Origin of the sequence: Paenibacillus sp. EKM301P, from assembly GCF_011800295.1 — a bacterium.
Lineage (GTDB): Bacteria > Bacillota > Bacilli > Paenibacillales > Paenibacillaceae > Paenibacillus > Paenibacillus polymyxa.
On sequence record NZ_JAALFM010000005.1, the window covers coordinates 1 to 18,594 of the forward strand.

Annotated in this window: 20 protein-coding genes, 1 rRNA gene and 1 other annotated feature; all 21 genes read right to left on the minus strand. The window is 45.4% G+C overall.

Translation table 11 applies throughout. The features are described 5' to 3' along the window. Positions 1 to 73, minus strand: a 16S ribosomal RNA gene (locus HFD99_RS13935); the annotation flags it as partial. A gap of 546 nt (positions 74 to 619) precedes the next feature. After that, positions 620 to 2,293, minus strand: a complete 1,674-nt coding sequence (locus HFD99_RS13940; protein WP_113050808.1) for a LysM peptidoglycan-binding domain-containing protein — start codon at positions 2,291 to 2,293, stop codon at positions 620 to 622. A gap of 158 nt (positions 2,294 to 2,451) precedes the next feature. Further along, positions 2,452 to 3,336: a branched-chain-amino-acid transaminase gene (gene ilvE, locus HFD99_RS13945; protein ID WP_013372655.1), complete on the minus strand. Its 885-nt coding sequence runs from the start codon at positions 3,334 to 3,336 to the stop codon at positions 2,452 to 2,454. 17 nt (positions 3,337 to 3,353) lie between these two features. Further along, positions 3,354 to 4,253 (minus strand): prephenate dehydratase, encoded by a 900-nt coding sequence (gene pheA, locus HFD99_RS13950; RefSeq protein WP_016818437.1) that lies wholly within the window; start codon positions 4,251 to 4,253, stop codon positions 3,354 to 3,356. Next, positions 4,250 to 5,218 carry a homoserine kinase gene (gene thrB, locus HFD99_RS13955; RefSeq protein ID WP_044788179.1) on the minus strand — a complete coding sequence of 323 codons (969 nt, stop codon included), beginning with the start codon at positions 5,216 to 5,218 and terminating at the stop codon, positions 4,250 to 4,252. The genes pheA and thrB overlap by 4 nt, the downstream gene beginning before the upstream one ends. A gap of 27 nt (positions 5,219 to 5,245) precedes the next feature. After that, positions 5,246 to 6,532, minus strand: a complete 1,287-nt coding sequence (locus HFD99_RS13960) for a homoserine dehydrogenase (protein WP_031462083.1) — start codon at positions 6,530 to 6,532, stop codon at positions 5,246 to 5,248. A gap of 41 nt (positions 6,533 to 6,573) precedes the next feature. Then, positions 6,574 to 7,011, minus strand: a complete 438-nt coding sequence (locus HFD99_RS13965) for an ACT domain-containing protein (protein WP_123797554.1) — start codon at positions 7,009 to 7,011, stop codon at positions 6,574 to 6,576. A gap of 157 nt (positions 7,012 to 7,168) precedes the next feature. After that, on the minus strand, positions 7,169 to 8,479 hold the full coding sequence (obgE, locus tag HFD99_RS13970; protein ID WP_019688406.1) for a GTPase ObgE: 1,311 nt from the start codon (positions 8,477 to 8,479) through the stop codon (positions 7,169 to 7,171). 13 nt (positions 8,480 to 8,492) lie between these two features. After that, a complete protein-coding gene (locus HFD99_RS13975) occupies positions 8,493 to 9,230 on the minus strand; it encodes a Spo0B domain-containing protein (RefSeq protein ID WP_025365643.1) in 738 nt (245 codons plus the stop codon). Positions 9,231 to 9,376: 146 nt separating this feature from the next. Next, on the minus strand, positions 9,377 to 9,694 hold the full coding sequence (rpmA, locus tag HFD99_RS13980; protein ID WP_013311590.1) for a 50S ribosomal protein L27: 318 nt from the start codon (positions 9,692 to 9,694) through the stop codon (positions 9,377 to 9,379). Between the two features lie 5 nt (positions 9,695 to 9,699). Beyond that, positions 9,700 to 10,038, minus strand: coding sequence for a ribosomal-processing cysteine protease Prp (locus HFD99_RS13985; protein ID WP_016818432.1), 339 nt, complete (start codon positions 10,036 to 10,038; stop codon positions 9,700 to 9,702). 13 nt (positions 10,039 to 10,051) lie between these two features. Continuing rightward, positions 10,052 to 10,363 (minus strand): 50S ribosomal protein L21, encoded by a 312-nt coding sequence (rplU, locus tag HFD99_RS13990; protein WP_013311592.1) that lies wholly within the window; start codon positions 10,361 to 10,363, stop codon positions 10,052 to 10,054. A 13-nt stretch (positions 10,364 to 10,376) separates the two neighbouring features. Continuing rightward, positions 10,377 to 10,463 (minus strand) — a sequence feature (ribosomal protein L21 leader region). A 96-nt stretch (positions 10,464 to 10,559) separates the two neighbouring features. Continuing rightward, positions 10,560 to 11,744, minus strand: coding sequence for an Rne/Rng family ribonuclease (locus HFD99_RS13995; protein ID WP_123797555.1), 1,185 nt, complete (start codon positions 11,742 to 11,744; stop codon positions 10,560 to 10,562). Between the two features lie 48 nt (positions 11,745 to 11,792). Beyond that, complete coding sequence (locus HFD99_RS14000) at positions 11,793 to 12,671, minus strand: M50 family metallopeptidase (RefSeq protein ID WP_016818430.1); 879 nt, start codon at positions 12,669 to 12,671, stop codon at positions 11,793 to 11,795. Beyond that, positions 12,664 to 13,509 (minus strand): peptidoglycan DD-metalloendopeptidase family protein, encoded by an 846-nt coding sequence (locus HFD99_RS14005; RefSeq protein WP_123797556.1) that lies wholly within the window; start codon positions 13,507 to 13,509, stop codon positions 12,664 to 12,666. Before HFD99_RS14005 ends, HFD99_RS14000 begins: the two co-directional genes overlap by 8 nt. A 291-nt stretch (positions 13,510 to 13,800) precedes the next feature. Further along, on the minus strand, positions 13,801 to 14,598 hold the full coding sequence (gene minD, locus HFD99_RS14010; RefSeq protein ID WP_013372668.1) for a septum site-determining protein MinD: 798 nt from the start codon (positions 14,596 to 14,598) through the stop codon (positions 13,801 to 13,803). Positions 14,599 to 14,601: 3 nt separating this feature from the next. Then, complete coding sequence (gene minC / locus HFD99_RS14015; RefSeq protein WP_019688409.1) at positions 14,602 to 15,264, minus strand: septum site-determining protein MinC; 663 nt, start codon at positions 15,262 to 15,264, stop codon at positions 14,602 to 14,604. A gap of 82 nt (positions 15,265 to 15,346) precedes the next feature. Continuing rightward, entirely contained in the window at positions 15,347 to 15,877 is a 531-nt protein-coding gene (gene mreD, locus HFD99_RS14020; protein WP_013372670.1) for a rod shape-determining protein MreD, read from the minus strand. Further along, positions 15,877 to 16,698 carry a rod shape-determining protein MreC gene (mreC, locus tag HFD99_RS14025; RefSeq protein ID WP_017427421.1) on the minus strand — a complete coding sequence of 274 codons (822 nt, stop codon included), beginning with the start codon at positions 16,696 to 16,698 and terminating at the stop codon, positions 15,877 to 15,879. The genes mreD and mreC overlap by 1 nt, the downstream gene beginning before the upstream one ends. A 55-nt stretch (positions 16,699 to 16,753) precedes the next feature. After that, positions 16,754 to 17,788 carry a rod shape-determining protein gene (locus HFD99_RS14030; RefSeq protein ID WP_013311600.1) on the minus strand — a complete coding sequence of 345 codons (1,035 nt, stop codon included), beginning with the start codon at positions 17,786 to 17,788 and terminating at the stop codon, positions 16,754 to 16,756. A gap of 106 nt (positions 17,789 to 17,894) precedes the next feature. Then, positions 17,895 to 18,587 (minus strand): RadC family protein, encoded by a 693-nt coding sequence (radC, locus tag HFD99_RS14035; protein WP_017427420.1) that lies wholly within the window; start codon positions 18,585 to 18,587, stop codon positions 17,895 to 17,897. Positions 18,588 to 18,594 lie beyond the last annotated feature (7 nt).

Sequence of the window (18,594 nt, forward strand, 5' to 3'; positions counted from 1 at the left end):
AACCCCGCTCGACTTGCATGTATTAGGCACGCCGCCAGCGTTCGTCCTGAGCCAGGATCAAACTCTCCATTAAAGACGTTACAAAGTAACGTCAACCTGTTTTATCTTCATCCACTCCAAGGAGAAGAACCGAAGATGAAACAATATAGAAAGAGCGATTAGCTCATTTTGAAACTGACGAGATAAAATATCTCTTTTGGATTTTGTAAACAAAATCCGTACTCACTCGTTGTTCAGTTTTCAAAGATCAAACTTGCGTAACTCTTTACTTTAACTCACTTTGTTTCTTCACCGCATCTCAGCGGCGACTTAAATAATATATCATGTTTCTTTTATCTTTGCAACACTTTTTTTAAGAGAATTTTTCAATTAATTCTAATTTGTTTTTATGTTGCTAATCATCTTGTAAAAGAAAACTATAAGAATATACCACATGACTACGCTAATTAGCAACATCTTTTTTAGTGACATTATTCATGTGTAGGATTACTGCATTAAAAAAAGAGACTATCATTCTCAACTAGCAGAATAACAGCCTCTTTAACATTTATTCCTTTCACCTTATGACTAACAAATCGGGACGGTACTAGTGTTTACCTCTTTCTTATATTTATCTGCGTCAGTCATTAATCCATGGATTTTGACGTGCACGAGCACTATAGGATGAGGAGCGAGATCTTCCTCCTGTCGATTTACGGGATTTATGCTTCTTAACAGTAGCATGTTCACTTGAAACCTTGGCTTTAGATGTTTCTTCCTTGGATGTACTGCTAGAGTTGTCTTTTGATTTGCCTTTAGACGCGCTATCGTCTTTTTTTGAAGAAGCACCTTCATTTTGCGATGGAATAGTCAGATTGTTACCTACCTCTTGCGTTCCCGGAGAGGCTGGCGCCGACTCGATGTTTCCTTCCCGGCATCCACAGTCTGGCATAAACATATAGGGCGTTGTATATCCCTCTAATGGATACATAGGTGCATTTCCATGTGCGAACGGATGATATGGATGATTCGCGGCGTGTTGAGCCATTGGTTGGCTAAAGTCGGACACGTATCCACTTGCAGGCATACTATATTGTGGTCCTCCCCATGCGTTGCCCCACTGGCTACCCTGGACTGCACTCTCTGGTTGCTGCTGCGGACCCCCTTGGTGGATAAATGGAGGATAGACAGGATAGGATGTATTTTCAGACGCTTCATGACTCGGATAATATCCAGGGGTGCAGCAGCAATCTGAATAGGCAGGATAAGGTGTGGGATGAGCATGTATGGGTGCTGCTGTCTGCACAGGTCCCCAGCACCATGGATGCTCACAGTCATGATGATAGCCCTGATCTGCAACTACAGTAGGAGAGGCATGTTCTGCAAAGGAAGTATTTACAGGAGCATCCCCCCAATTCTGAGGAGACCCAATCCCCGGATACAACGAGTTCGGCATTGCATTTATTGGCGGACTGTAATCAAATGTCGGTTGCTGTAATGGCCATGAGGAATTTTCCATCGGCTTCGAGCTTGTGCAGCCACAAAACTTTTCAGTTACAGGTTGCTTTTCGATATTAATTGGAAGCTGCGGTTTAGGTGCAATCGGTTGAGTGACTATAGGTTGGGTGACTATAGGTTGCATTTGTTGAGGTGGGGCAGGTTGAGTAATTATGGGCTGCAATTGAGGTGGAGCAGGATTTACGGGCGCCATATTGACAGGTGCCATGTTCACGGGTGCCATATTGACGGGCGCCATAGGAGCTTCAGGCAGTTTTAATTCAGGAAGCTTAGGAGGATTCACTGTTTCTTTCGGCTGTGTCATTTCTTCTTTAGGGCTAGGCATATTCTCCGGTTTAGGCTGTGTTAATTCCGCCTTGGGCTGGGTAAGTTCTTCCTTGGTCGGGGATTCGGTTTTAGGCTGTGTCATCTCTTCTTTCACTGCGGTATTTTTTTTATTCATAGAAAGATCAGATGCGTTTTCTTTGTAGTGTGGAATATTAACTGTTTCTCCAACCAGAAGTGCGTTCGGGTTTTTAAGTTGGGAATTGGCATCAATAATTATCTTAAGTGGTACATTCCACGCCTTAGACAACTTCCATAACGTATCACCTTGCTTAACCTTGTGTTGATAGACCGTTGACGGCTGTGTTTCCATCGTAACAGGATCTGTCGGAATTTTGATTTTCTCACCGATGCTCAACTGATTAGGGTCTGCCAATTGGGGATTGGCGGCGATAACTTTCTCTAGTGTCACATTATACTTCTGTGCCAGTAAGTATAGAGTGTCACCTTTTTTGACGATGTGTATTTTCACAGGTCACAAACCTCCTAGACTTTCGTTCGGGCGGGATAAACGCCCGGCTTCTGTTATTACATCCTATGCACCTCCCGGGCGAATGACCCCCTACAAACAAAAAAATCCTCTCGACCGAATACTCTTACAAGCATTCAGTCAAAAGGATCTCGATTATTTTAGTCCTGCCACACTTTATAGCCATCCTGATCCACAATCTTCCGGAACTCAGCCAGAAGCTCCAAAGTCACTGGACCGGCAACACCGGAGCCAATCGTACGACCATCTACTTCATAAGCTGCAATCACTTCTGCCGCGGTTCCCGTAAAAAACACCTCGTCCGCGACATATACATCATGCAATGTAAAAGGTTGCTCCTTAAGCGAATATCCAAGCTTGGCACACAAATCGATGATAGCATTACGAGTAATCCCCTCAAGCGCTCCCAAATAACAAGGCGGTGTGTACAACACTCCATTTTTGACAATGAAAATGTTGTCAGCAGAACCTTCCGTCACATATCCTTGGGAATTGAGCATAATAGCCTCACCTACACCAGCATAGTTAGACTGGATCTTCACCAGGATATTGTTGAGGTAGTTCAATGATTTAATCTTTGGATTCAAAGCATCCGGGATGTTGCGACGCTGAGAGACAGAGATTGTCTTCAGACCTGTCAAATAAGCTTCTTCCGGGTAAATGGCGAGCTGCTCGACGATAATGATGACACTCGCCTTTGCACAACGAAGGGGATCCAAACCTAGATTTCCAGCACCACGGGATACAACCAATCGAATATATCCATTACGCATTTCGTTAAGGCGAATCGTTTCAGCCATGGCTTCCAACATTTCATCAGGAGACAGCGGAATGTTCAACTGAATAGATTTTGCAGAATCATACAGGCGCTCTAAATGCTCCTTACATTTAAAAATATTTCCGTTATAAATACGAATACCCTCAAATATACCGTCTCCGTACAAGAAACCATGGTCATATACGGAAACCTTTGCGTTCTCCTTAGTTACATGCTGCCCATCCAGATAAATCCATTGTTCTGCCATTACAACCACACCTCCGATTAATGTTCCTTCAAAATAGGTTCGATCGCTGCTTCAACATACTTGTAGCTTGGATAAGAGCCAAGAATGCGTACATGGCACCCCAAAGCCTCGATCTCTGCAAAGGCTGCCGGAAGCAAAACGGAATGCAGAGATTCCAGAACTTCAATGTAAAAATAATAATTCCCCAATTGCTTTTTGGTCGGACGCGATTCAATACGAGACAGGTTTAACCTGCGCCATGCAAATGCAGATAAAACCTGATGCAGCGCTCCCGGGAAATCCTGTGGCGGCGTGACCAAAATACTGGTTCGCTGGCCTTCTGGCGTACGCGGGAACCTTACAGGTTCATGTCCAATCAAGACAAAGCGGGTAAAATTGTTATCGTGATCCGTCACCTTGCTGGCCAAAATGTCCAATCCGTGTTTGGCAGCCGCAAGCTTGGTTCCGAGAGCGGTCCAACCTTTACCTGGGTTATGTTTAACAATTTCGACGGCTTCGGCCGTACTTCCTGCACTCTCCAGCTCAGCTTGAGGAGCGAAAGCTTGTATGAATTCTTTACATTGGGGAAGCGCTACAGGATGGGACATAATTTTGACCACTTTGCTCAAATCCAGCTCGTCCTGATCCCCAAGAAATTCACTACGATGTCCAATAAGATTTTGAATCGAAGGATATACCCATTCCGCCTGCATTGGAATGTCTACCTCATGTACAAGCCAGTCCATATGCAAACTCACAGAGCCGTCAATCGTATTTTCAATAGGAATTACACTATAGTCTGCCTGTCCCTTGTCTATTGCCTGAAATACGTCTGCTATATGTTTGTAAAATAGAAGTTCACAGGGTGTATCTCCTAACAAATATTTAATCGCTTCATGAGAAACAGTCCCCTCAGGAAGAAGTGCAATTCGTTTCATATCGTAAGTTCCCCTTTAATCATATCCATAAAAGGGTGTGTATTCCCTTCTGTATATACTTTAACCCCTTCAACCTCTGGGCGCAATTTCAAAACAGACGCAGTGATCCCTTCTTTGTTCATTGTCTCCGTTAAATACAGTTCAAGCTCCGCTTTGCGATTTTCCCGTTGATCCATCAATGCCAGCAACGTCGGTCCAGCACCACTAAGGGCCACACCCAATGCACCATAATGGTGCGCATCCTGTAGGATCTCTGTCATACCCGGCACTAGTGCCGCGCGGTAAGGCTGATGAAGCTGATCCCGCATCGCTTCGGCGATTAGATCTGTTCGGCCCGATGCCAATGCCGCTACCAGCATTGAAGCATGACTTATATTATATACAGCATCCTTCAAGGATACGTGGGTAGGCAGGACCTCTCTGGCCTTCGACGTAGACAGTTGAAAATCTGGAATAACTACCATTACCTCTAGATTAGCATCCGGTTCAATCCGTAAGTGCTTGGCATGCTCGCCATCCCACATAGCAGTAATAATACCACCAAACAGAGAGGCTCCGACATTGTCCGGATGCTTTTCGATAGCGCTTGCCATGTCAAATAGCTTGGAATCCGACAGAGGCGAGCCAATCAGCGTATTAGCAGCCACCAGGGCACCTACAATGGCGGAAGCACTGCTGCCCAAACCACGGGTAAGCGGAATATCCGAGTACATCGAAATTTCCAGCTCAGGAACAGATACACCTGCTTCACGAAAAACCATTTGTGCTACCTTGTAAATCAAATTGGTTTTATCTTGGGGAACGCCATTCATTTGATCTCCGTACAGATGAAAAGATGTCTGCTTGGCCTCTTTTAGTTCAATCCATGCGTATAGAGACAATGCCATGCCCAATGTATCAAAGCCAGGGCCCAGGTTGGCCGTACTAGCAGGCACACGCACTCTTGCTGTTTTCAAAACGGTCATACAGATGATTCCTCCTGCTTTTATTGACTATCCCTCTACCCGATATACACTCTTGATGCGGCGGATCACGTCCAAAGTTTCAAAATGCTCTAAAACTTTTTTCATACTTGCTTTGCTAGCTAAATGAGTCACGATAATAATTTCAGCATCGGGATTAGTCTCATTCGGTTGCTGCACGACAGATGCCAAACTGACATTGAATTCAGCAAATACCTGCGTAATCTGTGCCAATACCCCCGCTTTATCATCCACGTGCAAAAGCACGAAATTTTTGAAATACACGTCTTCGTCATTGCTAATTTTCTTCGGATTGTAGGGTACGATTGCTTTAAGCCCATTTACGCCGAGTTTGAGGTTTTTCACTACAGCCACCAGGTCAGCCACAACTGATGTAGCTGTTGGCATTTCGCCTGCACCTGCACCATAAAACATGGTTTCACCCACCGCTTCACCATGTACATAAACTGCGTTGAACACCCCGTTCACCGAAGCTAATGGATGCTGCTTGCGCACCATAGTTGGCTGAACATTAATCGTAAATTCATCACCTTGACGCTCTGCAATGCCAAGTAATTTCATTTCATATCCTAATCTTTTAGCAAAAGCAATATCTTCACTGGTTACCTTGGAAATACCGCTCACGCTTACATCCTTGAGCTCTACATTGGAACGGAAACCAAGGGTCCCAAGTATCGCCATCTTTCGGGCCGCATCCAACCCTTCGACATCTGAGGTCGGATCAGATTCTGCGTATCCAAGCTCTTGGGCTTCCTTAAGAACCTCCTCATACGAGGCTCCTTCCTGGCTCATTTTAGTTAAAATATAGTTTGTTGTCCCGTTCACAATCCCCATAATGCGGGTAATACGGTCAGAGGAGAAACCTTCGATGAGCGTACGAATGATCGGTATACCGCCCGCTACGCTAGCCTCATAAAAAATATCACATTGTTTTTCCTGTGCCTTTGCCAATACTTCAGAACCGTGCAATGCCATTAAGTCCTTGTTGGCCGTTACAATGTGCTTGCCCCTCTCTAGCGCTTCGAGAATGTACTCCTTCGTCTGATCAATCCCACCCATGACTTCGATAATCACATCAATTTCAGGATCTCGAATGACTTCCCACGGGTCCTCCGTAAGCTTGGCGGTGTCCACTTCAATGGCACGATACTTTTCTATGTTTTTTACAGCTATTTTTTCAATGACGATCGGTGAACCGACTTGTCTGCTCAAGTCTTCCTGATTACCCTCAACGATTCGAACGACTCCCGTACCTACAGTCCCCAAGCCTAACAATCCTACTTTGACCGGTTTCATCCATTCCCCTCCTGCAACTTTTATCTAACGAACTGTATCGCTCAGCCTTGCCCAATCAGGCGGACCCGCTTGACTCCAGAAATGCTCTCCAAGCCCTCCAGCAGAACACCCAATTCATCACTAAGCCTGGACATTTCTACTGAGATGACTACGTTGGCTCTGCCTTGCAGTGGAATACTTTGCTGGATCGTCAGCACATTACCTCCGTAATCTGCCACTCTACCGAGCACCCTGGACAGCATGCCGGATTGATGCTCTAGATCAATAGAGATATTGACAATTCGCTCGCGCTCCAACTGGTTAACCAAATGTATGCCATCTTTATATTTATAAAAGGCGCTTCGGCTTAGCCCAACTTGCTCCACAGCATCATGTACGGTTTTAACATCTCCCGAAGCCAGCAGCAGTTTTACCTGTATGGTCTTAACAATAGATTCAGGCAAAATATCTTCCCGTACCAAGTAATAGCGCTCTTTCAAGAACGTCCTCTCCTCAAAGACTTATGTTTTTGTATAGAGGACATTATATCGAAACTCTTGAAAATCGGCAAGCTAACAATACAAAAAACGGCTACTGCCTTCTATAGAATTCCCTATAGTGCAGTAACCGTTCAGGTTTTAAAGCCTTATTTCATTTTTAGTAGTAACTGCTACCTTCTACAAATTCGAACTCGAAATCAGCAATGCGTACAGATGTACCATCTGTGGCACCACGCTTACGTAGCTCAGCATCCACACCCATATGACGCAACGTTCTTGCTAATTTTAAGATGGCATCATGAGAATTCATCTGCATGCGCTTCATCATGCGCTCAATTTTGGGGCTGTGCACTACGAATGTGTCGTTTTCACGTACAATCGTAAAGCCCTCGTCTTCGGCCGTATCCAACTTAAATACCTTACGTTCATTGACTTCTGCTACTTCCTCAACAACCGGCTCGTCCGGTATTTGATCCAACAGATCAGCAGCTCGATAGAGCAGTTCCTTTACCCCCTGACGTGTCAGAGAGGAAATAGGCATGATTTCAAGGTCAGGACGTATCGCAGCAATTTGCTCTTTGAAGTGAGCAAGATTTTCTTCAGCTTCCGGCATATCCATTTTATTGGCCGCCACAATTTGTGGACGCTCAGCCAGAGCTGCATTATATTGCTTTAATTCGTCGTTTATTTTGGTCCAGTCTTCAAACGGGTCACGTCCTTCAGAGCCCGCCATATCCACAACATGGATAATGATTCGCGTCCGCTCAATATGCCGCAGGAATTCATGACCCAGTCCAGTGCCTTCATGAGCTCCTTCGATCAAACCAGGCAAATCGGCCATCACAAAGTTCCGCTGATCCCCCACATCTACGACGCCCAGATTTGGGGTAATCGTTGTAAAGTGGTATGCGCCAATTTTAGGTTTTGCGGAAGATACAACTGACAACAAGGTAGACTTTCCTACACTAGGAAATCCGACCAAGCCTACGTCAGCCATCACTTTTAACTCAAGTGTAATATAACGTTCTTGCCCCTCCGCACCGTTTTCAGCCAATTCAGGCGCTGGATTGCTCGGTGTAGCAAAACGAATATTACCGCGTCCTCCGCGTCCTCCTTTAGCTACAACGACCTGTTGGCCATGACGTGTCATATCTGCCAATACTTCACCAGTGTCATCATCCATGATAACTGTTCCCGGTGGTATACGGACGATCATGTGCTCTGCGTTGGCTCCGTGTTGGCTTTTGTTGCGACCTTTTACTCCACGCTGGGCTTTAAAATGCCGTTGGTATCGAAAATCCATCAAGGTGCGCAAACCCTCATCTACACGGAAAATCACATCTCCACCGTTCCCTCCGTCACCACCAGCTGGGCCACCATTAGGAACGTATTTCTCACGGCGAAACGCAATTAATCCGTCTCCACCGTCACCGCCTTTAACAAAAATCTTCGCTTTATCTACAAACATGGTTACACCTTCCTTATGTCTGGCACTGCATTCGAATTTGAAGCATATCTCCTGTAGGGAGCTTCTCTGTTCGAAGGCGTTCACTTCCGAGTACGGATCTGACCTGCTTTAGTATATTTAAATCGGCAGGTATGTCACTTCCTTCAAAGCGGACGATAACATCATTCTGATCCATACCGAAATAAAGTGTCAATCTGCGCACTTCTCCCCAGGACGACCGGCCCCCGCCATATTGATACGCACGCACCGTTTGTATGACGGCCGAGGCAAGCGACTCGCCGTCTTCGGGAGACATGACAGCGTCTAACTTTAACTCTTCCTCAACCTTTACCGACAATTGTAAATTTCCGGCGTTCACGCGAAAAGACTGCAAATAAAACACCAGCGAGGGAATACCCAGCTTAGATATTTTACTGTCTTCCGACACCCGCCCTTTTATTGTTTCCACATAAGCAGCTGATTTATCATGCTTATTCATACGAATATAGCCATAAAGCACCTGTAAATCATTCATCCAGTCATGCCGATGATGGTTAAGCGTTGCTATCGCTGTACGCTCAAAAGAACGCAAAGCAGCTTTCCGCTCAAGTTCAACCTGTCTATGGGTATACCACATACCAAAACAAGCAGCAGCTACAGCCCACACAGCTAGTATGATAATCGTTAATGCTTTGGGATAGAGCAGTGAAAAAACCAAAGGAATCAGAATGGAACCCAACGCCAGATAAGGCGCTCTTATCCGCTGGAACATGGCTTCTCTCCGTTCTGCGATAATTAAATGGACTAGTCAACAACCTTAATCCAGTATAGCACAGACTAACTTTCCAGTTCATTACCATCATGCAAAAAAGCCTCCGACAAAAGTGCCGGAGGCTTTTCAGCGTGTCTAAGCCGCTATTAAGCTTCTACAGTAGCTGCTACTGGAGCAACGTCGATCGGGTAGATGCTCACCTTTTTGCGATCACGGCCCCAACGTTCGAACTTCACAACGCCGTCCACTTTCGCGAACAGAGTGTCGTCCTTACCGATGCCCACGTTCGTGCCCGGGTGAATTTTCGTTCCGCGTTGACGAACCAAGATGCTACCGCCGGTAACTGCTTGACCGTCAGCACGTTTCACTCCAAGACGTTTCGATCTGCTGTCACGTCCGTTTTTTGTGGAACCTACACCTTTTTTCGATGCGAATAACTGAAGATCCAATGTCAATTTCAACATGATGTCTACCTCCTTCTTTGTTTATTTTCTATTTGAATATACTTACCGTATGATTCAGCAATGCTTGTCAGCATAATCACCATGGATTCCAACAACAGTTGAACCTGTGCGTTCGCATCATGATAACTTTCAGGAGATAGATACGCGCTTAAAAAGCCGTTTTCCATTTCCGTTTCCATTTCAACGTCCGTAAGAGCTACAATCGAATTGACAGTTCCTACGGTTACCGCCGAAACACCAGCACATACGATATCTTCGCCAGATTTAGCAAAATTCGCATGGCCTTTAACAGAAAACCCCTGTATGCTGCCATCCTCCAGTCGTATAATACGCACGATAATCAATTATCGCACCCTCTTACGCTTGGATTTTTTCAATCGTCACTTTCGTGTACGGTTGACGATGACCTTGCTTCACATGGTAGTTCTTTTTAGGTTTGTATTTGTATACGATGACCTTTTGACCTTGACCATGCTTCTCAACTTTAGCCGTTACAGAAGCTCCAGAAAGAAGCGGTGTACCTGCTGTCAAGCCATTGTCGCCGGACACTGCCAGAACACGATCGAACGTTACAGTTTCACCATCATTAGCTTCCAACTTCTCGATGAACAATACGTCGCCCTCTTGAACTTTGTATTGCTTACCACCTGTTTCGATAATTGCGTACATTTGCTTGCACCTCCTTATGTCTCAGACTCGCCTAATAGCAGGTGGCAGTTTCTTTAAGATACTGCACTTCAGTACCTGATTGGAGCGGTTACAGCATGTGCAGCCAATCTTACGCATCACACATACTAAATGATTGTAGCACAAGCTTCGTACACATTCAACCTTTAGTTTTGAAATAATTTTGATTACGCACGTTCTATACGAGAGTCTTTTCTTCACGCACTTTTTTGCGGGTCATTTCCAGTAAACCTAACCGCGTCCAACCGACAACATAGGATTTAGTCCGGTCCTTTTTTAATCTTGCCTCCAGCACAGAGGATACTTCCCTACGATTCTCCTCTTGTTCCATATCAATAAAATCAATGATGATAATACCACCAATATCACGGACACGTACCAGGCGGGCAATTTCTTCTGCTGCTTCAATGTTAGTCTGGGTCACCGTCTCTTCCAGATTACTGCCGCCCGTAAACTTCCCAGTATTCACATCAACGACGGTCAATGCCTCCGTATGATCAATGACAATGTATCCGCCACCCTGAAGCCATACCTTTCGCGCAAAATCGCGTTCCAGCTGCTCATGAATGCCATAAGCTTTGAAAATAGTTTCTTCTGCACTGCGAAATATACTTACATGAGCTTTCGCAGAACCGATCTGTTGCAGCATTATTTCTGCATCCTTTGCTTGCTCCTCACTGTCAATGACCAGTTCATCCTGCTCAGGTGTAAACACATCGCGAATTAAACGCTGAACGATACTCAGATCCCGGTGCAATTCACACGGTGCGGAGTGTTCACTTGCTTTACGCTGAATAGCCGCCCATTGCTTGCGTAGTTGATTCAGATCATTTTCAATCGCCTCTATACTCATTTCCTCTGAAACAGTACGAATGATGACCCCTTCCTCACCCGTGCGCAGTTGCTCTCCCATTGCTTTCAAACGGGCACGTTCTCCCTCACGCTCAATCTTCTTGGATACGGCCACATAATCAGCACGGGGCATGTAAACAATCCAGCGGCCGGGAAGTGAAAAATGAGTGGTCACCCTGGCTCCTTTGCTACCAACTGCCTCTTTTAATACCTGTACTACGATTTCCTGCCCCACCTTTAACAGTTCAGAAATGGACGGCTTTACCTCTGGCTGCTTGTCCAAATGGGCATGAAGTACGTCATCCACATACAAAAAGGCATTCTTGCGCTGTCCAATGTCAACAAAGGCGGCTTGCATTCCCGGTAGCACATTGACCACCCTAGCTTTGAAAAAAGAACCTAGAATTCCCCGTTTTCGCGGTAGTTCAGCCGCATATTCAACCAACCGTCCCTCTTCCAACAGTGCCATTTGGGTCATCTGCTGTTGGCATTGTACAATCATTTGCTTCATGGTTTTTCAACCTCTCTGAATACAGCCTCTTCCTCAATTCATAAAACATTATTTGGGCTTGGATTCTCCACCATTTGGCGGGCGTGCCGCAAAATAAGAGCGTATAAGTCGTTGCTCCGGCAATACAGCTACAATCCGTCCCTGTTCATTCATAACGTAAACCATATGATATCGATCTCTTCTGAAAAGACGCAAAACAGGCTCCAAATGTTTCACTGGCAGGGATACAATAGGTAAAGCAATGCTTCCTTTAGCCGCTTCGCGGTAAAAAAGCTCGTCCCTCCCCAGCAAAAAACGTATAAAACGGTAAGGGATATTCCGATAATCCACAATATTAGAATAAAGCAAAAAAATCCCTACCGCCAGCAGATTTAAATGTAAAGGCTCATCTTGCCTTAATAACGGCGAAATACCATACAGGCAAAACAGCAGACTGGTTACGATACTGGCTCTAAAAGTCCATACTAATGTGCGATGATAAGAAAAGAATAAGCTAATCAGTGACTGTAATATTTTCCCACCATCGAGCGGTAAAATGGGCAACAAATTAAACAATGCAATAACAGCATTTCCCTGAATTATATAATTTACATAATCATGCTCCAACCCACTCACATGCCTAAGCCACAAAAGAATGATGATCATGATTCCGTTTTGCAGGGGGCCCGCTAGAGCAATGACAATTTCCTTCCACGCATTGAGCTTCCCTTGATCCTCAATGACAGCTACTCCTCCAAAGGGTAACATCTGTATGGAAAGCAACCGCGCCCCCAACAACGAAGCAGCTGTCGCATGACCTAGTTCATGTATAAACACCAGTGTAAACAAGGTCATGATCTCGATAAAATGTCCAGTTAATACAGAGGTCAGCATAACTAGTACAAACAGTGGATGCAGTGATAGGGTCACCCCTCGGACATTAATCAAGGGCTACCACTTCCGACGGGTCAATGTATTGATCCCCTCTTTGAATTGCCAAAAATAAAGTTGCCACCTCACTACCGCCGTGATTTGCTGGCAATACACCGATCTCTTCACCCTCCTGAACCCAATCGTTCACTTTTAAGATAGAGCGTGAAAGTCTTCCATAAGTTGCTGTGATGCCACCAGTGTGACGAACTGTAACCGAAATCCCACTTTTGGGATGGTTTAATACGTCCAATACACGTCCTGCATCTATACTTTTAACAGCGATTGCCCCGTTATCGGTAACATTCGGCGTAATTTCTACTCCTTTAAGGCTCAGTACAAACGGCTGTGTTATATTGCCTTCAATCGGTGGAGAGCCCTTTCGACTAGCGTCTACCTGGTTCGTTTCATGCTCCTCGCCAAAAATCGGTAAAAAGGAAGGAGCTCCGTCAAAATAAGTTTTATACCATTGTCCGGCGGCTACAAAATCCATGTCCTTATTCAAGGCATCCGCGACAAACATTCTCAAATTTACTGCATAGGGAATATCCCAGCGAAATAAGCCCCATACCACTCCAAATAACACTGTTGCTATGACAGTTCTGCGCCAAAAGGAACTCCAAAAAGACGGACCACGATTTGCCCCAAAAGATTGCTGCCAACGTTGTCGATCATTTTTCCACTCGGTTTCTGGGTCTCTGGGCGAGTTGGCACTGACTACAGGCATCGATTTCATTTCTCTGTACCCGTACCTGTTCTGATCTATGCCTGAGGAATACGCCTCCGCTTTGTTTTCCTCGATTAGCTGCTGTATACGTTCTTTTCTGCGCTGCTTGATTCCGGAATTTTTGTCCATCTTATTCAGCCCCCTCAGCGAGGTAAGTTTATTACATCTTATGAGGACGGGCTTCAACTTATGTTGTCCGGGTGGGAAATACATACCCTAAAAAATCAAAAAAACCGGCGCTAGCGCACCGGATATGTTTTGTATTTATAACATTTATGTAATGACCTAAATTTACGAACCATTATCATAGAAATTAAAAAAGCAAACCAAAAACACTTAAATAAGTTGCCACTTATTTAAGTGTCGAGTATTACAATGAACGCTACTGTAACACTTACCTTAGAAATCTTCCTGATTTCCTTATCCACCCATACCAAAAAATTTCTTAAAGCGTGTCATCACGCTCTTCTTCTGGTCCAGCTGCATAAGAGGCACAGTATCGCCCAAGATTCGTCTCGCAATGTTCCGATAGGCAATCGCTGCCTGTGCATCCGGATTCATAACAGTAGGCTCTCCTGTATTTGCTGCTTTAATTACCATTTCATCATCCGGTACAATCCCAATAAGGTCTATGCTAAGCACTTGTAGAATCCCATCAATATCTAACATATCTCCGGATTTAACCATACTATTGCGAATGCGGTTAACCACTAATTTAGGTGATATCACATGTGAACTTTCCAGTAAACCAATGACCCGATCTGCATCGCGTACAGCAGCATTTTCTGGAGTAGTTACAACAATGGCCTGATCCGCACCGGCAATGGCATTTTTAAAGCCTTGCTCAATACCCGCAGGGCAGTCGATCAATATATATTCAAAATCCTTCTTAAGCTCTAAAATAATATCCTTGACCTGCTCCGGCGTAACAGCACTCTTGTCCTTGGTTTGAGCAGCTGGCAGCATATACAACTCCTCAAAACGCTTGTCCTTAACCAGTGCCTGATTCAGACGGCAACGACCTTCCGCTACATCAACAAGGTCATAAATAATCCGGTTTTCCAGACCCATCACAACGTCTAGATTACGCAAACCGATATCCGTATCCACCAAACACACCTTTTTGCCGAGCAGTGCAAGCGCTGTTCCTATATTGGCTGACGTCGTCGTTTTGCCGACGCCGCCTTTTCCTGAAGTGACGACGATAGCCTCTCCCATGTGCTACACCCCTTTGAACACGTTAAAATCGCGGCCCAGACGCACAATATTGCTCATTTTATCTATTTGCATAGCGCCATCCTTGAGATACGCAAATTCCATGCCGGATTCACGCGTCTCCCATTCATCTGGTGGACGGCTGATCATTTCGGAAATTCGCAGCTGTGTTGGTGCAAAATAGGAGGCCGCGATAATCGCTTCACTATTTCCCTCCATCCCTGCATGCGCCATGCCCCGCAGAGCGCCAAGGACATAAATATCACCAGTACAAGTTATAATTCCACCCGGGTTAACATCTCCCAAAAAGAGTAAGTTTCCATCGTGATGAAGCACTTGTCCTGAGCGGATAATCCCTGTCACCGTGTGAATGGGGGGCTTGCCCTGCACTACCGCAGGCAATCCGGGTGATTCTACAGACCTGATGAGCAGATTACCCTTCCGCTTTAAAATCTCCAGAATACTTTCCTTCTGCTCCTCCGTTACTTCCCGACTTCCCAGCTTAATATCCACATGAATGATCGGGCCTGTTAAAATATTTTGATGACTGTGCTCCAGCTTAAAACGCAGCTCACCCAGCAAATCCTCAAATTCGCATTGATCGTCAAGCAGGAATACCAGGCCATCTTTGATGCCTTTAATCGTGACATGATTCGATTTCACCGCCATTAGCCTGTCCCTCCTATCTCAATCATTTCGTCCCCGGGACGTCAAATCCCTGCTAACCCGGACAAAATGTGTGTAAAAAGACCTAGACAGTCTCTTCCTTTTTCACACGGGTACCCAAACGCTGTAATTGCTTGCGAACAGGGACATAAATGATGAGGGCGAACAGAAAATGGATAAATAAATCAGGAATCATATACTGAGCAAGTGCCCAATTGAAAGTCTGATGATTCAGCTGGAACAGCTGATCAATGGCAAAGAGCATAGAATCCAGCAGGAAACTACCAATCAACACGGCCGCCATCATAATGGGCATCGGTGCACGTCTAGCTGTAAACACAAGCCCTAATAAGTATGCAGACAATCCCATTGCAAAAGAATAAGGGCCAATGATAAACCCGTAGTACACTACGTCATGAATAAGTCCAAAAACAATACCTAGCACCAACGCTGTATGACGGCTGTAATACACAGATACAAACAAAATTACGACATACACAAAATTTGGGACCATTCTTGAATGCCAACTATCCGGGAGAAGCCACGGAAGAATCGTTCCTTCAGCTATAAACAAGACAAACAGCAGCAGTATCAAAACCTGACCGCGCATCTTCATTATTCCGGTACCTCAGGAGTGTAGAGGACGAGCAGTTCTTTCCAATCCACAAAGCTGGCTGCCGGTTTAATAATCGCTGTCCGTGTTTTGCCGAACTCTCCAACCTGAATTTTCTCCACCGTTCCAATCATTAGGTTTTTGCGGAACTTCCCGCCTGCACCAGACGTAATAATCTGATCACCCTTTGCGATTGGATCTTTTTCTTCAATGCGAGTCATTTGAAATCTGTTCGTACCCGGATCATAGCTTTCAATCATACCAAACGATTGATTTTCCTTACCCAAGACTGTCGCTGCAATAGCATAAGAATTCGGATTTTTAGGATCCAATGTAGTCAACAGCGTAACGGTAGACGTAAAATTCCCCGTGCGGCTAATGACTCCAACAAATCCTTCAAGTGAACTGACTTCCTGACCAACCTTGGCTCCATCCTTCTCACCAATATCAATCACGAGCGTTTTGGAATCATTGCTAACACTGTTCACTTGAGCAACACGATAATCATAATTATTTTTCGCCTTTTGCGTTTGGGTGAACTTCAGTTCATTCTGCAATCTGGCATTTGTCTCAACATAATTATGAGTCTGAATCTGGTCACGAGTCAGCTTAGCCACGGCTATTTTTAACCGCTCATTTTCTTCGTAAATACTACGCATATTGCCGATATCTTCAAAGAAGCCCGCTATTGCTGAAGCGGGCCTGTAAAAGATACCTTGCACAAAGCCAATTGAATCTCTGGCGAACTTCTCGGGCCAGGTTAAGGAATTTCTCTGTCCAAGTGTAATCCCCATAAGGGCAATAAACAGAACGATTCCAATCAATAGAACAAATAGTCTTTTATTGCCAAACAGCTTAAACAGTTCCTACACCCCCGATTCAACGTTTGGAACGGACGGCAGAACTGCTGCGCGATTTGAACAAATGGATATTTTCCAGTGCTCTACCCGTACCGATTGCCACACAATCCAGAGGATTTTCCGCTACGATCACCGGCATTCCGGTCTCACCTGCCAACAGCTTATCCAGGTTGCGCAGTAGTGCTCCACCACCAGTCAGTACAATTCCTCTATCCATGATGTCCGCCGCCAGCTCGGGAGGGCATTTTTCCAATGTTACTTTGACTGCGTCCACGATCGCATTCACGGTGTCTGACAATGCTTCGCTAATTTCATCGGAGGTAATCGTAATTGTCTTCGGCAAGCCTGTAACCAGATCGCGTCCGCGGATTTCCGATGTTTCCACTTGCTCTAATGGCATTGCTGAACCAACTTCCATTTTCAACTGCTCAGAAGTCCGTTCACCAATCATCAGGTTGTATTGACGTTTCACGTATTGAATAATAGACTCGTCCATTTCATCGCCAGCCACTCGTACAGAACGACTTGTTACGATCCCTCCCAAGGAAATGACCGCAACTTCGGTTGTACCTCCACCGATATCGACAACCATACTGCCCGTAGGCTCCCATACCGGCAGATCAGCGCCAATTGCCGCTGCAAACGGCTCTTCAATCGTGTACGCCTCTCTTGCGCCTGCTTGCTTGGTCGCATCTTCAACAGCACGCTGTTCCACTGCAGTAATGCCCGAGGGCACGCAAACCATCACGTTCGGATGGCGCGGAAACAATGAACGTTGTGCTTGCGCCTGACGGATGAAATATTTAATCATCGTTGCAGTCGTATCAAAATCGGCAATGACTCCATCCTTCATTGGACGAATTGCACGGATATTTCCCGGTGTGCGGCCGATCATTTTTTTCGCAGATTCCCCAACAGCCTCAATGGTTTTTGTATCTGTACGCAATGCGACTACAGATGGTTCACGAACCACGATTCCCTTACCTCTTACGTATACAAGCGTGTTTGCCGTCCCCAAGTCAATTCCCAAATCTTTTGTAAAGCCACCCAGCATGATGTTAATCTCCTTTTCTCTTCCCTGAAATCTGTTATCCCTGTATAAACGGTTTATTCAGGCCGGTTTATCCGGTCGTGTTTAAATGTTTGATTTAAATATTATATTATATCAGACCTTGTTCCTTCAAACTTACAAAGGTCCCGTCCCCGATCACAATATGATCAAGCACGTCGATACCCACGATGTTGCCCGCTTCCATCAAGCGGCGGGTCAACTGGATATCTTCCGGGCTTGGCTTCGGATCACCGCTCGGATGGTTATGAGCGCAAATAATCGAAGCACTGCTGCACTTGATTGCAGCCCGGAATACTTCACGAGGATGCACGATGGCGGAATTCAGGCTGCCCATAGATAGCGTTTCCTGAGCAATGACATGGTTTTTGGTATTTAGAAACAGGCAAACAAAATGCTCTTTCTGCAAATAACGAAGCTGCTCGAACAGCAGATCTGCCACATCCCGCGGGCAACTAATCACCGGGGTCTCCAAGTGGCGTGACAATGCCAATCGACGCCCGAGTTCGATACCCGCTTTTAGCTGTATCGCTTTAGCATTTCCAATACCCTTAATCTGGGTCAACTCGCTCAGACTCATATCCACCAGTTGACGCAGATTCCCTGCCTGCTGCAAAATACGCTGCGCTAAATGCACAGATGATTCTCTTTGTGTTCCTGTACGCAGTAGTATTGCTAGCAACTCCGCGTTGCTCAAGGCATCCGCCCCATATGTCATCATGCGCTCTCTTGGTCGTTCTTCATGGGGGAGGTCGCGAAGCATCAGTATTGGCGACTCCAGCATATGTTTA

Excerpts from the sequence above, each read along its gene's own strand:
- radC (WP_017427420.1), bottom strand. The coding sequence starts at position 18,587 with ATGCTGGAGTCGCCAATACTGATGCTTCGCGACCTCCCCCATGAAGAA.
- rplU (WP_013311592.1), bottom strand. The coding sequence starts at position 10,363 with ATGTACGCAATTATCGAAACAGGTGGTAAGCAATACAAAGTTCAAGAG.
- HFD99_RS14030 (WP_013311600.1), bottom strand. The coding sequence starts at position 17,788 with ATGCTGGGTGGCTTTACAAAAGATTTGGGAATTGACTTGGGGACGGCA.
- rpmA (WP_013311590.1), bottom strand. The coding sequence starts at position 9,694 with ATGTTGAAATTGACATTGGATCTTCAGTTATTCGCATCGAAAAAAGGT.
- pheA (WP_016818437.1), bottom strand. The coding sequence starts at position 4,253 with ATGAAACGAATTGCACTTCTTCCTGAGGGGACTGTTTCTCATGAAGCG.
- HFD99_RS14005 (WP_123797556.1), bottom strand. The coding sequence starts at position 13,509 with ATGGACAAAAATTCCGGAATCAAGCAGCGCAGAAAAGAACGTATACAG.
- minC (WP_019688409.1), bottom strand. The coding sequence starts at position 15,264 with ATGGCGGTGAAATCGAATCATGTCACGATTAAAGGCATCAAAGATGGC.
- HFD99_RS13960 (WP_031462083.1), bottom strand. The coding sequence starts at position 6,532 with ATGAAACCGGTCAAAGTAGGATTGTTAGGCTTGGGGACTGTAGGTACG.
- thrB (WP_044788179.1), bottom strand. The coding sequence starts at position 5,218 with ATGACCGTTTTGAAAACAGCAAGAGTGCGTGTGCCTGCTAGTACGGCC.
- obgE (WP_019688406.1), bottom strand. The coding sequence starts at position 8,479 with ATGTTTGTAGATAAAGCGAAGATTTTTGTTAAAGGCGGTGACGGTGGA.
- HFD99_RS13975 (WP_025365643.1), bottom strand. The coding sequence starts at position 9,230 with ATGTTCCAGCGGATAAGAGCGCCTTATCTGGCGTTGGGTTCCATTCTG.
- mreD (WP_013372670.1), bottom strand. The coding sequence starts at position 15,877 with ATGAAGATGCGCGGTCAGGTTTTGATACTGCTGCTGTTTGTCTTGTTT.
- minD (WP_013372668.1), bottom strand. The coding sequence starts at position 14,598 with ATGGGAGAGGCTATCGTCGTCACTTCAGGAAAAGGCGGCGTCGGCAAA.
- HFD99_RS13995 (WP_123797555.1), bottom strand. The coding sequence starts at position 11,744 with ATGAAGCAAATGATTGTACAATGCCAACAGCAGATGACCCAAATGGCA.
- ilvE (WP_013372655.1), bottom strand. The coding sequence starts at position 3,336 with ATGGCAGAACAATGGATTTATCTGGATGGGCAGCATGTAACTAAGGAG.